This is a genomic window from Arthrobacter sp. UYEF3, from assembly GCF_040546245.1.
Lineage (GTDB): Bacteria > Actinomycetota > Actinomycetes > Actinomycetales > Micrococcaceae > Arthrobacter.
In genome coordinates this window covers 1-13,060 of record NZ_JBEPNK010000029.1, presented here as the reverse complement: position 1 = coordinate 13,060, position 13,060 = coordinate 1, and the positions used below count along the sequence as shown (strand labels likewise).

The following is a 13,060-nucleotide window of genomic DNA, read 5'->3' as shown; positions in this document are numbered from 1 at the left end:
CTCCTTCTCGCTGTCTGTCCCATGGTGCACGGGACATCCTGTAAGCCATATTGCCACGCCGGGGTGCCGTGCGGGGGTCTTTGCGACTAGGAACCGGGGGGCGGTCCTAGGAGCTCGGCCAGGAACGGTCCGGCCTCGCGGTGCCGGGCGAACAAGCCGCCGGTCAGGGCCTCCGTTCCGCGTAGCGGTTCGCGGGTGGGGACACGTTGCAGCTTGCCGCGGCCGGGCAGATCGAAGATCACGGAGTCCCAGCTCGCCCCCACCAGGTCCGTGCCGAATCGGCTGACACAGCGTCCGCGGAAGAAAGCCCGGGTGTCCGACGGCGGTTCGGTCACGGCGCGGGCGATGGCCTCGTCGTCGACGATCCGCTGCATCCGGCCGCGGGCCAGCAGCCGGTGGTAGAGGCCCTTTTCGGGGCGGATGTCCGCCCACTGCAGATCCACCAGACCCAGCCGCGCATCCGACCATCCGAGCCCGTCGCGCTGCCGATAGCCCTCCAGCAGTGAGAGCTTGGCCAGCCATTCCACCGTCGACGCCGCTCCCGCCCGGTCACTGTCCAGCTCGGTCAGGGTCGCGGACCAGCGCTCCAGCACCGCATGGGTGTGCCCGTCGCCATCGACAGCGTCGGCCACCCCGGTGTCCTGCGCGAGCTTCGCGGCGGCTTCGAAGTAGATCCACTGCAGATCCAGGGCGGTGACGCGGCGCCCGTCGAGCAGGCGCAGGGTGGTGGTCAGTGAGGTGTCATGGCTGACCGCCTGCAGGGCGCCGACCGGTTCGTGGACGTCCAGCCTGGGCGCCAGGCCGGCCTCAATCAGGCTCAACACCATGGCGGTGCTGCCAAACTTCAGGAAGTTAGCGGCCTGGCTGAGGTTCGCGTCGCCTATGATGACGTGCAGCCGGCGGTACTTGTCCGCGGCGGCGTGCGGCTCGTCCCGGGTGTTGATGATGGGGCGGCGGATCGTCGTTTCGAGTCCGACTTCGGTTTCGAAGAAGTCGGCCCGCTGGCTGATCTGGAAGCCCGGCCGGGAGCTGTCCTGGCCGAGGCCGAGGCGGCCTGCGCCGCACATGATCTGACGGCTGACGAAGAACGGCGTCAGGCCCCGGGCAATCTCACCGAACGGGACCGAACGGGGCATCAGGTAGTTCTCGTGGGAGCCGTAGGAAACCGACTTGTTGTCCGTGTTGTTCTTGTACAAGTTGATTGGCGGCAGCTCCGGATCCCCGGCCAGCCGGCGGACAGCGGCGAGGGCCACGAGGTCGCCGGCTGCGTCCCAGATGACGGCGTCGCGCGGATTCGTGACTTCCGGGCTGGAGTATTCCGGGTGGGCGTGGTCGACGTAGAGCCGGGCGCCGTTGCCCAGCACCATGTTCATCAGCAACGAACCGGATTCGTCCTCGCCGTCGTGGTCCAGTTCCGCGCGGCCGTAGGCGAGGGCGATCGCCTCCGCGTCCAGGACCGGCGGCCGGTCGGTGAGCTGATCAGGGGTAGCCTCGTTCCGCTCCAGGGTCCAGCCGCGGGCGTCGTGCAGGGGCTCTTCGTCGGTGTAGTCCCAGCGCGTTTCGGCGCCGCCGGCTGCGCGCTGCCGGGTCACCTGGGCGTAGGCCTGGATGACCCGGGCCGACATCATGGTGGCGTTGGCGCCCGGGGCGGAGGGCGCGTGGATGCCGTATTCGGTTTCGGCGCCCATCACCCGCATTGCGCCGCCGGCGGGCAGACCTCCGGAAACCGTGGAGGCGCGGGCCGTCATAGGTACTGGCCCGTGTTGGGCATTGTTTCGATGGACTTCCCGGGTTCCTGACCGGCCTTGCCCTGGACGATGGTCCGGATATACGTGATGCGTTCGCCCTTCTTGCCCGAGATCCGTGCCCAGTCGTCGGGGTTGGTGGTGTTGGGCATGTCCTCGTGCTCGCGGAACTCGTCAACGACGGCGCGGAGCAGGTGGTCGATGCGCAGCCCCTTCTGCCCGGTCGTGAGCAGATCCTTGATGGCCGACTTCTTGGCCCGGTCCACGACGTTCTGCACCACGGCGCCGGAATTGAAGTCCTTGAAGTAAAGCATCTCGGTGTCGCCGTTGGCGTAGGTGACCTCCAGGTACTCGTTGGACTTGTCGGTCGAGTACATCGCCTCGACGGTGCGCTGGACCATCGCGTCCACTGTGGCCTGGATGTCGCCGTCGTGCTCGGCGAGGTCAGAGCCGTGGAACGGCAGGTCCGTGGTGATGTATTTGTTGAAAATGTCCGCCGCGGCTTCGGCGTCGGGACGCTGGATCTTGACCTTGACGTCGAGGCGGCCGGGCCGCAGGATGGCGGGGTCGATCATGTCCTCCCGGTTGGAGGCACCGATCACGATCACGTTGTCCAGCCGCTCCACGCCGTCGATTTCGCTGAGGAGCTGCGGCACGATGGTGGTCTCGACGTCGGAGGAGATGCCAGTGCCGCGGGTGCGGAACAGCGAATCCATTTCGTCGAAGAACACCACCACCGGGCTGCCCTCGGAGGCCTTTTCCCGTGCGCGGGCGAAGATCAGCCGGATGTGGCGTTCGGTTTCGCCGACATACTTGTCCAGCAGTTCGGGTCCCTTGATGTTCAGGAAGTAGCTCTTCATGTCCGTCTTGCCGGTCCGCTCGGCGGCGCGGGCGGCCAGCGAGTTGGCCACGGCCTTGGCGATCAGGGTCTTGCCGCAGCCCGGCGGACCGTACAACAGGATGCCCTTGGGCGCTTTGAGGCCGTGCTCCCGGTACAGGTCGGGGTGCAGGAACGGAAGCTCAACGGCGTCGCGGATCTGTTCGATCTGCGGTCCGAGGCCGCCGATGTCCTGGTAGGTGATGTCCGGGACTTCCTCGAGGACAAGGTTCTCCACTTCGGAGCGGGGTATCTTTTCCAGCGCGTAGCCCGTCCGGGTGTCGATCGAGAGCGCGTCCCCGACCCGTAGCTTCTGCGCAAGCAGGGCACCGGAGAGCCGGATGACCCGCTCTTCATCCGCGCGGCCCACCACGAGGGCGCGGTCCGGCCCCAGCATCTCCTTTAACGTGACCAGATCACCGGCCCGCTCATAGCCGAGCCCGGCCACCACCAGCAAGGCCTCGTTGAGCAGGACTTCCTGTCCGACGGCGAGCTGGCTAATGTTCACGAGCGGGCTGATCCCCACCCGCATCTTGCGGCCGGCGTTGAAGATGTCCACGGACTCTTCGGTGGCGGCCTGCCCGCTGTCGCCGGGCGTGGGGTGCCGCTTCGGGTTGAGCTGCAGGATGGTGCCGAAGCTGTACGGCGGCTGGCCTTCCTGGTCCAGGGCGTTCTTCAGCCGCAGTATCTCCGCCTTGGCCGTTTCCAGCATCCCGACCAGCTTGGAGTTGTTCTGCGTAGCGGCCGCGAGTTGGCGGTCAATATGACGGAGTTTGTCGCGCAGAATGTTGACCTGGCGTTCGGCGACGGATACCTCACTGTCCGCATAGCGGTCTACGTCGGCGGCCGCCGGCTCGGTCTGGCCGCCGACGGTAGCCGCACGTGCCTCGTTCTCCGCCGGTTTGCGGCCGTGGTTGGTGTTCGAAGTCTCCATCGTGCATCAGCCCCTTCAGTACCTCTGATAAGACCATAGCCCCAAGACGTGGCGTGCCGCTGGAGACTTCCGAAATTCGGACTAGTTCGTAACCTCGGGGGTGTCCTTGACGTTGGTGCCGGCGATCGCGTCGCGGGCCGCCCGCCGCAGCTTCTTGTCCGAGACCGCCCGCTCGCCGACGGCTCCCGGGGTCCACGCGTTGACGTCCTCGGCGTCGAATTCAGTCTTGGAGGGCCGGCGCTTCACTGAGATGCCGGTGACGCCGTCGGCCAGCCGGCGGCTGACCAGCAGGAATCCGGTGTGCGCCACCATCCGGTGATCGGGGCGGACAGCGAGTCCCTCCAGGTGCCAGCCGCGCACCATAGACTCCCAGGCGTCCGGCTCGGTGAAGCGGCCGTCGGCGCGGATTGCCTCGGCGGTGCGGGAAAGCTGCGTCACGGTCGCGACATAATTGATCCAAACGCCACCGGGTGCCAGTACGGTGGCGACGGCGTCCAGGCATTCCCAGGGGGCGAGCATGTCCAGGACCACGCGGTCCACGGAACCAGGCTCTTCCGTGCGGACCACTTGCTCCTGGAAATCACCGAGGGTGATCTGCCAGGCCGGGTGCGGGCCGCCGAAGATCGTTTCGACGTTGCCGCGGGCGATGTCCGCGAATTCTTCGCGCCGTTCGAATGAGTGCAGGTAGCCGTTGTCCCCGACCGCGCGCAGCAGCGAGATGGACAGCGCGCCGGAACCGACGCCTGCCTCGACCACCCGGGCGCCCGGGAATATGTCCGCCATGGTGACGATCTGGCCGGCATCCTTGGGGTACACCACGGCGGCGCCACGTGGCATCGAGAGCACGAAGTCAGAGAGCAGGGGGCGCAGCGTCTGGTATTGCTGGCCGACGTTGTTGACCACGACCGAGCCGTCCGGCTTGCCGATAATTTCGTCGTGGTTCAGGAAGCCGCGGTGCGTGTGGAAGGCCCCGCCGGCCTCGAGGCTGATGGTGTTCATCCGGCCCCGCTCGTCGGTGAGCTGCACCCGCTCACCCTCCCGGAAGGGTCCGCGGCGCCGGGTTGCGCCTACCGGCGCAGTGACGGGTGCGGCAGCTGTTGCAGTGGGTGTTTCCTTGGCTTGCGCCAAGGTGCTGGGTGCGGCCGTGTTGTCCCCTACGGGGGTGTCGCTGGCGGCAGTTTGGCTGCTCATGGAAAGTTCCTCGCTCCTGTAAAGCTGGGCGGCCGCGGTTGTGGCGGCGGACGCCGGCCCGTGGTCCTGGGCCGGATAATTCACGACCGGCAGGTAACTCTACCGGTTCTGGTCCTAATTCCGGCCCTCGTTCGCTGCGCGGGCGCCAGCGGTGCGTTGCGGCCGTTTGCCGGTGAGGGCGTTCAGGACGGTCAGCTGGCGCAGCAGCCCCGTGACGGTTCCGGCGTCGTCGACCACCGCGTAGTCCGAGCCCTCGAGCTGGGCAAGGTACGCCAGCAGCTCGGCGCCGCGGTCGGTCGCTTTGACGTAGGCGCCTGCTGCCAGCGGGTAGGCGACAGCGGAGGCCGGGGTCGCTGGCGCCAGCGCGGCGGGAACTTGCGCCGCGGCAGCGGCGTCGACGACGGCTGCGGGCCGTTCGTCCGGACTGTAAAGCACGACGGCGGGGCTTCCGGCCGTCGAGTACCGCAGCACGTCAGCGACGGTCGCGGTCGCGGGCAGGCCGATGGCCGGTTCCGAGAGGGCGGCCGCATCGACCAGGTGCAACCGGGTCCGGTAGCGGGCCTGCTGGATGGAGGCCGAGGCGCCCATCCAGAGGAAGCCGCCTACCAGTACGGTGATAAGCATGAGCGAGGTGTCCGGCCGGTTGCCGCTAAGTAAGGGCACCGCGACGAACCAGACGGCGATGCCGATCACGATGATCCTGCCGGTCCAGCCTGCCGCGATGGTGCCTTTCTCGCGGTTGCCGGTGACCTTCCAGACCGCGGATTCCACCAGCCTGCCGCCGTCCAGCGGCAGCCCGGGCAGGACGTTGAAGATCCCGATCAGCAGGTTGGCCCAGACGAAGATGTTCGCCAGGGTGTCCGCGACGCCGGTCAGCTGCCCACCGGTGAGCAGCAGCCAGCCGCCGCCGGCGAGGACCAGGTTCGCGGCGGGCCCGGCCAGTGCGACCAGCACCGAACGGCCCGGTGAGGCGGTGAAATCTTCGAACTGTGTGTGGCCGCCCCAGAGGTTGAGGACGATCTTGCGGGTGGGCCAGCGGTACATCCGCGCGGTCAGCGCGTGGGCAAGTTCGTGGACCAGCACCGACATCAGGAGCAGCACCGAGTAGGCGAACGCCACGAAGTAGGCAGTGACGCCCAGCCGCGGGTTGTTATGCGCCAGCACCGGCCCGTAGACGATGACCGTGAACGCCGCGATGGCGAACCACGAATAGGCCAGCACCACCGGAATGCCGGCGATCTTGCCCAGCGGGATTCCGCCGCGCAGTGAGAAGGGCCGCTCCTCGGTGCTCTGCTGGGTCTTTTGCCGCTCAGTCAAGGCCGGCCCCGATGCATTCGTGCCGGCGGGAGACGAGTTCCTGCAGGTCGGCGACGGTGCGTCCGGCCAGAGTGTCCCAGGTGGCGCGGCGCGGATCGTCGGGGAGCGGGACAAGATGTGGAATGGCCACCGTGACGACGCCGGAGGCCACCGCCGCCGCGACCCCGGGTGCCGAGTCTTCGAGGGCAACACAGTGCCGGTATTCCAGCTCGGGGTCTTGCTGCTGGAGGAGTTCAACGGCCTTCAGGTAGGCCTCGGGGTGCGGTTTTCCCTGCGTCACCGTGTCTCCGGTGACGAGGAATTCGAAATAGGGTTTGGGCAGGCTGGCGACGATTTCGCGGGCCAGGGGGGCCTCGGACATGGTCACCAGGGCGCAGCGTACGCCGGCGGTGTGCAGCTCCTCCAGCAGTTCCCTGGCGCCGGGACGCCACGGGACGGATTCCCGGACCTGGCTGACGACATGCCCGGTGAGGGTGTCGATGATGTCACGGACCTCCAGCTCCACCCCCGCGTCCTGGAGTATGCCTGCCGAGTAGACGAGGGACTGCCCCACGAGCTGCATGGCTTTGCCGTGCGACCACTCGCCGCCGTAAGCGGCCACCAGGGCGTGTTCGGCTTCAATCCAGTATCGTTCGGTGTCCACGATCGTGCCGTCCATGTCCCAGAGCGCGGCTTTGAGCAGGGGCTGGGAGGCTGGGGATCGCATGCCTTCCAGTCTACGGTGTGGCCTCGGGGCGTTGTCCTGGGCTAAGCCGTCGGCGAATTTTCGGTGTGCTGCGGCGCCTGCCTCCCTGCGTTCCCCCGTGACTTGGAAGTAGGGTGAAGACATGAATAGCTTCGAGCCAGACACCACGGACACGGGCGTCACGCCTGAGCCGGAGCGGTTGTTGCAGCCCGTTCCCGAGGGCCAGCGCATCACGGTGATGCTTGCGGCCTTCGAAGGGTGGAACGACGCCGGCGAAGCGGCGAGCGACGCGTTGCGGTACCTCAACAAGCTGTGGGGCGGCAAAAAGGCCGGTTCGATCGACGCCGACGAGTACTACGACTTCCAGTTCACCCGCCCCACCATCCGGCGCACAGCCGCCGGCGAACGGAAGATTAAGTGGCCGTCCACCCGGATCTTCAAGGCCAGCGTCCCGGGCTCGAATGTGGACGTGATCTTTGTTCAGGGCACGGAGCCGTCCTATAAATGGCGCGCCTACACGGCTGAGCTGCTGGTCCACGCCGAGGCGCTGAAGGTGGACTACGTGATCCTGGTCGGCGCCCTGCTGGCGGATGTGCCGCACAGCCGCCCCCTCCCGGTCAGCGCCTCCACCGACGACTCCGCGCTGCGTGAGCGAATGGACCTGGAGGCCTCCCAGTATGAGGGACCCGTGGGGATCGTGGGGGTGCTCGGAGAAGTGGCCCTGCTGGCCGGGCTGCCCACGATCTCGCTCTGGGCCGCCGTTCCGCACTATGTGGCCCAGGCACCCTCGCCGAAGGCACAGCTGGCCCTGCTGCACCGGATCGAGGAACTGCTGCAGGTTCCGCTGGACACGCAGGAGCTGGCGGAGGAAGCCGACGCCTGGGAACGCGGCGTGGACGAACTCGCCACCGAGGACCCCGAGATCGCGGCCTATGTACGCCAACTGGAGGAAGCCAAGGACACCGCGGACCTGCCCGAGGCCAGCGGCGAGTCGATTGCGCGGGAATTTGAGCGCTACCTCAAGCGCCGGGGCAAGGACAAGCCCTAGGGGCAGTCCCGAAGGCCGCCCCTCCGGGACAGCCCTACACATCGAGGGGTATTGGGAATACGGCGTGAAATTGAGCGCTAAGGTTCGCTGCGTCGGTGTTCGCGCTGGTGGGTAGTGTGTAGCGTGTGCCGGTGGAGTTCCTGAGTGATGCGAAGGCCGCCGGGTTCGGGCGGTTCGTGGGAGAGCTGTCGCGGGCCGATCTGGAGCGGTTCTTTTACCTCGATGATGCCGATCGGGATCTGATAGCGAAGCGGCGTGGGATCACAGTCGGCTGGGGTTCGCGCTACAGCTTGGGACGGCCCGTTTTCTGGGGACGTCCCTTACGGATCCGCTGGACGTTCCGTGGAGCGCGGTTGGTTACCTTGCTGCGCAGCTCGGCATTTTGGACCCTTCTGTGGTGAAGCGCTACACGGAGTGTGTCGAGACGGCAAACGCCCGTGTCCGTCAGATCCGCGCCGTGTACGGGTACCGCGAGTACGCCGGGGCTGCGGCCGGGGAGTTGGCGGAGTTCTTGTTCTCGCGCGCCTGGACGCAGGGAGAGAGCCCGACCGTGTTGTTCGAGCACGCAACGGCATGGCTTCGCCGTGAGCGGGTACTGCTGCCCGGTGTGACGACGCTTGTCCGCGTGGTGCAGTTCTCTCGCGAGCAGGCTCAGGCACGGATGCATGGGCTGGTTGCAGCAGCGGCCGAGCGGACCGGGCCCGGGCTTCCTCCCGCGCTGCGGGGTCTGCTCGGCACGGACCAGGGTGAGCAGGTCTCGCGGCTGGAGTTGCTCCGGGCGGGCCCGACGCGGGTCTCGGGTCCGGAGCTGGAGAAGGCGTTGGACCGTCTCGCGGCGATCCGGGCGGTCGGGGCCGGGGCGGTTAATTTGTCGGTAGTGCCGGCGGTGCGGGTGCGGGTGCGGGCGTTGGCCCGGCACGGGCTGGGCGCGAAGGCACAGTCGTTGCGGCGGTTGGCCGAGCCGTGCCGTACGGTGTGCTCGCCACGACGGTTCCGTGGGGTGCTACCCTCCCGGTGGGCAGCAGGTGCTGGGCGCCTTGGCGGGACTGGACGGGCTGCGGGGCCGGCGCGAGGTCCGGCGTGAGGAAATCGACGAGGGGGTCGAGGACCATTCCGCGGAAAAGTAGCGCTAAGGATCAAAGGGATCGCAACGATTGCTAGCGTCGATCGTTGAGAGAATATGGCTGGTGAATATTTAACGGCTGCCGAGAAGGCGGCGTACGGGCGGTATGCGCATGATGCTCCGGAACAGTCGGTGCTGGATCGGTTTTTCTTCCTCGATGATTTGGATCGCGAGCTGGTGGCGAAGCGGAGGGGCGACCACAACCGGCTCGGGTTCGGACTCCAGCTTGTGACCGTTCGTCATCTGGGTGCTTTCCTGGATGATCCCTTGGATGTACCAACCGCTGTCGTCGATTTTGTTGCGGTGCAGGTGGGCGTGGCCGATCCGTCGTGTGTGAAGCGCTACGTGGAACGGAAGCAGACTCGGTTCGAGCACCAGTGGGAGATCGCCGAGGTCTACGGTTTCGTCACTTACGCCTCGATGGAGACGGAGCTATTGGAGTGGGTGGACCGGCAGGCGTGGACCAGCGATGTGGGGCCGAAGACGCTGTTTTTCGCGGCGGTGGCCTGGCTGCGCGGGCGTCGCGTCCTGTTGCCGGGAGTAAGCACCCTCCGAGACCAGGTGGCCGGCGTCAGGAAGAAGGCCGAATCCCGGTTACATGATGCTCTCGCCGCGGTCGTGACAACCGAGCAGGCAGCGGCACTCGACAGGGTACTTCTGGCCCCTGGACAGGGGCGGCGGTCCCAACTGGATTTGTGGCGTCATCCGCCACGCAGAGACCCATCGGGTCGGTCGATGGTGAAGGCGCTGGACCGGGTGTCCGAAATCGCGGCCCTTCGTCTGGGCGAGATCGATATCGCGGGCACGGGCGTTTCCAAGCGGCGACTGTTGCAGTTGGCACGGTCCGGAATGAACGAAAAAGCGCCGAAACTTGCCCGGCATCCGGACAGCATGCGGACCGCGACCTTGCTGGCCACGCTGACATGGCTCGAAACGAAAGCTACCGATGACGCCCTGGAACTCTTCGATGCGCTCATGGTCAATGAGCTGTTCGGCCGGGCGGCGAAGTCCGCGGACAAGGAGACGGTGAGGCGCTACCCCCGTGTGGCCAGAGACGCCGCGCTGGTCAAGTCCGTGGTGGAGGTGTTGTTCGAGGCCGAAGAGCTGGGCGAGGACATTCCACTGGGCATGGTGTGGGAAATGATCGAAAAGGCAGTGGGATCCAGGGCGAAGATCCGGGCGGCTGTAGCGGGACTGGAACTGATCGCGCCGCCACCGCAGGCCGGGCCGGACGGGGCATGGCGGGCAACGGTCCTGGAGCGGTATAACTCCGTGCGAGGTTTCGTGAAAATGCTGTGCCGAAGCATCCGGTTCGGCGCCACCACCGACGCGCAGCGGGTCCTGCGGGCCATGGAGGATCTCGGACAGCTGCTCGAGGGGAAGGAGACGGCACGGGTTCCCAAGGGATACCTCGATGCCCGCAAGGTTGATGTGCAGCTCGTCCCGTCAGGCTGGTGGCAGAAGCTGGTCTTCGCCAAGGACCGGCCAGAGGGCACGATTGACCGCAATGCCTATGTGTTCTGCGTGCTGGAGCTCTTCCACGCCGGTCTCAGGCACCGCGACATCTTCGCGTTGACCTCCGAACGGTTCTGCGATCCCCGGGCCAAGCTACTGTCGGGTCCTGCGTGGGAGGCCGCCAAGGGGCCTGCTCTGGGGGCGCTGCTGCTCCCGGAAAGTCCGGACGCTCTGCTGGCCGAACATGCGGAGGACTTGGACGCGGCGTGGCGTGCAACCTCAGGCGGCATGGTCACCAATACCGATATCACCGTTGACACGGGAGGCAGGCTGCACCTCGGCAAGGACGAGGCCTTGGTCGATCGTCCGAGCCTGCTCGACCTGCGCAGACGCCTGGCCGGCATGATCCCGCAGGTTGACCTGTCCGAGCAGATCCTGGAAGTGATGGCATGGCAACCGGCGTTCGCGGCCTCGTTCACGGCCGTGTCCGGGGCCAGGACAAGACTTGCTGATCTCCATGTTTCGGTCGCGGCCCTGCTGACCGCGCACGCGCTGAACGTCGGGCTCTCCCCGGTGATCGGCGAGGCGGCTGCCCTGACCGCCGGCCGGCTGGCGCATGTCGACCAGCATTACCTGCGTCCGGAGACCTACGCCGCAGCGAACACCGTACTCATCGACGCCCAGGCCGGGCTTACCCTCCCTCAGGCCTGGGGCGGGGGGATGGTCGCCGCCGTCGACGGGATGCGGTTCCTCGTGCCCGTGCGGACAATCGATGCCCGGCCCAACCCGAAATACTTCCACCGCAAGAAAGGTGTGACCTGGCTGAACATGATTTCTGACCAGTCCGTGGGGTTGTCCGGCAAGGTTGTCTCCGGAACACCCAAAGATACCCTCCACTTCGTGGATCTGGTCATCAGTCCCGAGAGCGGTCAGCGCCCTGAGGTGCTGATCACCGACCAGGGGTCGTACTCGGATATCGTGTTCGGTCTCGTTACTCTCCTCGGCTTTGACTACAGGCCTGTATTGGCCGATCTGCCGGATGCAAAGCTGTGGCGTATCAACGGCGGCGTCGACTATGGCGCTCTGGACAAAGCCGCCCGCGGCAGGATCGAGGTGGGCAAGATCCGTCGCCACTGGCCCGATATCCTGCGCGTGGTTGCCTCCGTCCATACCCGGGAAGTCTCCGCTCACGACGTCATCCGCATTCTCCAGCGCGACGGCCGTCCCACCGACCTTGGCGAAGCTCTCGCTCATTACGGACGGATCTTCAAAACGCTCCACGTCCTGACGTTCGTCGATGACCCCGAATACCGGCGGGAGATGAAGGGCATGCGAAACCTTCAAGAGGGCCGCCACGCCCTGGCCCGGCACATCTTCCACGGGCGCAAAGGCGAACTGCACCGGGCCTACCGCGAGGGACAGGAAGACCAGCTCGGCGCTTTAGGCCTCGTACTGAACTGCGTGACACTTTGGAACACGGTCTATCTCGACCGGGCCCTGGAGACGCTCCGGGCACAGGGCCACTCGATCGCCGAGGAAGACGAGGCCCGGCTATCGGCATACCTGCGCCGGCACATCAACGTGCACGGGCACTACTCGTTCCAGCTCCCCGACCTCGGCGGATCATGGCGGGCATTCCGTGACCCTGACAGCAGTGAAGCCGGAAACGGACCCGACCAGGAGTAACCGGGACAGAGAAGCCCGGCTACCCCTTCTGGGTCTCGAAATGACGGTAGATTGTGGGTCTCGTGACACCGAACTCTGCCGCGATTGCCGCCACAGTGTGAACCCGCCTGCCGTCGGCGCCGGTTTCTTCGTACATTTCCCGGGCGACCTTCACCTGCCGGGGAGTGAGCTTGGGCTTCTGGCCGCCCGTGCGCCCCCGTGCCCTGGCGGCGGCCAGACCGTCCATCGTCCGTTCAGACATCAGCGCATGCTCAAACTCGGCGATCGAGCCGAGGATCTGGAAGAACATCCGCCCGGTGGCGGTGGATGTGTCGATGCCCTGGTCAAGGACGACGAGGTCAACACCGCGCTCCTTCAGCGTGTTGGACAAATCGATGAGGTTTTCCAACGACCGGCCGAGCCGGTCGAGCTTGGTGACGACGAGCTGATCGCCTGCCCGGTTGGCCGAGAGCAGGGCCTTGTCGAGTTCGGGTCTGCGGACGAGCTTTCCGGAGGCCGTGTCGAGGAAGACCTGCTGGCAGCCGGCCGCGGACAGGGCATCGTGTTGAGCCTCGGGGTGCTGATCCCGGGTTGAAACCCGTCCGTATCCGATTCGCATATCGGAAAACGTATCACTAACCGGGTAGAACGTTACATAGGCGAGTACACGGCAAGTATTACAAAATGAGCCCTGTGTTTCCGCGCCATTTAGAACATGACCAGGAGTGTCTTGCGAACGAACGTTACCCGACACAGTCCAAACAGCCCTGCGGCCGGAGCTACACGAATTCACAAGCCATCCCTAGGTGCGTGGGTCGTAGTGGTTTGACGGTTCCGCAGGTTTGAGCCGTGACGGCCCGGGGGCGGTCTCGTTTTTCTGGAAAGGGGGCGGGCCTTCTGGCATTTTTGCGGTAGGAGACCTGGAAGGGCTCCTGCGGGCCGCGGTTCGGTTCTGCAGGTTCGATCCCGGGGCACCGTCCCCGGGTATTCAGGCGATTTGGGCCCGGTAACTGAAGAGTT

Annotated in this window: 9 protein-coding genes and 1 pseudogene; 4 read left to right on the top strand and 6 right to left on the bottom strand. The window is 66.2% G+C overall.

Annotation, left to right across the window (positions count from 1 at the left end; all coding sequences use genetic code 11):
* Window positions 1–86: 86 nt before the first annotated feature.
* The 5 genes from dop to ABIB14_RS16300 all read right to left on the bottom strand — a co-directional run bounded on the left by dop (window position 87) and on the right by ABIB14_RS16300 (window position 6,770).
* Entirely contained in the window at window positions 87–1,748 is a 1,662-nt protein-coding gene (gene dop, locus ABIB14_RS16320) for a depupylase/deamidase Dop (RefSeq protein ID WP_354236959.1), read from the bottom strand.
* Window positions 1,745–3,556, bottom strand: a complete 1,812-nt coding sequence (gene arc, locus ABIB14_RS16315) for a proteasome ATPase (RefSeq protein WP_354236958.1) — start codon at window positions 3,554–3,556, stop codon at window positions 1,745–1,747. The genes dop and arc overlap by 4 nt, the downstream gene beginning before the upstream one ends.
* Before the next feature lie 81 nt (window positions 3,557–3,637).
* On the bottom strand, window positions 3,638–4,747 hold the full coding sequence (locus ABIB14_RS16310) for a tRNA (adenine-N1)-methyltransferase (RefSeq protein ID WP_354236957.1): 1,110 nt from the start codon (window positions 4,745–4,747) through the stop codon (window positions 3,638–3,640).
* Between the two features lie 114 nt (window positions 4,748–4,861).
* Window positions 4,862–6,064 (bottom strand): site-2 protease family protein, encoded by a 1,203-nt coding sequence (locus tag ABIB14_RS16305; protein ID WP_354236956.1) that lies wholly within the window; start codon window positions 6,062–6,064, stop codon window positions 4,862–4,864.
* The gene (locus tag ABIB14_RS16300) at window positions 6,057–6,770 is read right to left on the bottom strand and encodes an HAD family hydrolase (RefSeq protein WP_354236955.1); all 714 of its coding nucleotides are present in this window, start codon (window positions 6,768–6,770) and stop codon (window positions 6,057–6,059) included. Before ABIB14_RS16300 ends, ABIB14_RS16305 begins: the two co-directional genes overlap by 8 nt.
* Before the next feature lie 121 nt (window positions 6,771–6,891).
* On the opposite strand from ABIB14_RS16300, the gene ABIB14_RS16295 reads away from it, so the two are divergent.
* The 4 genes and pseudogenes from ABIB14_RS16295 to ABIB14_RS16280 all read left to right on the top strand — a co-directional run bounded on the left by ABIB14_RS16295 (window position 6,892) and on the right by ABIB14_RS16280 (window position 12,061).
* Entirely contained in the window at window positions 6,892–7,797 is a 906-nt protein-coding gene (locus ABIB14_RS16295; protein WP_354236954.1) for a PAC2 family protein, read from the top strand.
* Between the two features lie 125 nt (window positions 7,798–7,922).
* Window positions 7,923–8,770, top strand: a pseudogene (locus tag ABIB14_RS16290) (DUF4158 domain-containing protein); the annotation flags it as partial.
* 22 nt (window positions 8,771–8,792) lie between these two features.
* Window positions 8,793–8,924, top strand: a complete 132-nt coding sequence (locus ABIB14_RS16285) for a hypothetical protein (protein ID WP_354236985.1) — start codon at window positions 8,793–8,795, stop codon at window positions 8,922–8,924.
* Window positions 8,925–8,977: 53 nt separating this feature from the next.
* On the top strand, window positions 8,978–12,061 hold the full coding sequence (locus tag ABIB14_RS16280; RefSeq protein ID WP_354236953.1) for a Tn3 family transposase: 3,084 nt from the start codon (window positions 8,978–8,980) through the stop codon (window positions 12,059–12,061).
* A gap of 19 nt (window positions 12,062–12,080) precedes the next feature.
* On the opposite strand, the gene ABIB14_RS16275 is transcribed toward ABIB14_RS16280, so the two are convergent.
* Window positions 12,081–12,659, bottom strand: a complete 579-nt coding sequence (locus ABIB14_RS16275; RefSeq protein ID WP_354236952.1) for a recombinase family protein — start codon at window positions 12,657–12,659, stop codon at window positions 12,081–12,083.
* Window positions 12,660–13,060 lie beyond the last annotated feature (401 nt).

Excerpts from the sequence above, each read along its gene's own strand:
- dop (WP_354236959.1), bottom strand. The coding sequence starts at position 1,748 with ATGACGGCCCGCGCCTCCACGGTTTCCGGAGGTCTGCCCGCCGGCGGC.
- arc (WP_354236958.1), bottom strand. The coding sequence starts at position 3,556 with ATGGAGACTTCGAACACCAACCACGGCCGCAAACCGGCGGAGAACGAG.
- ABIB14_RS16310 (WP_354236957.1), bottom strand. The coding sequence starts at position 4,747 with ATGAGCAGCCAAACTGCCGCCAGCGACACCCCCGTAGGGGACAACACG.
- ABIB14_RS16300 (WP_354236955.1), bottom strand. The coding sequence starts at position 6,770 with ATGCGATCCCCAGCCTCCCAGCCCCTGCTCAAAGCCGCGCTCTGGGAC.
- ABIB14_RS16295 (WP_354236954.1), top strand. The coding sequence starts at position 6,892 with ATGAATAGCTTCGAGCCAGACACCACGGACACGGGCGTCACGCCTGAG.
- ABIB14_RS16280 (WP_354236953.1), top strand. The coding sequence starts at position 8,978 with ATGGCTGGTGAATATTTAACGGCTGCCGAGAAGGCGGCGTACGGGCGG.
- ABIB14_RS16275 (WP_354236952.1), bottom strand. The coding sequence starts at position 12,659 with ATGCGAATCGGATACGGACGGGTTTCAACCCGGGATCAGCACCCCGAG.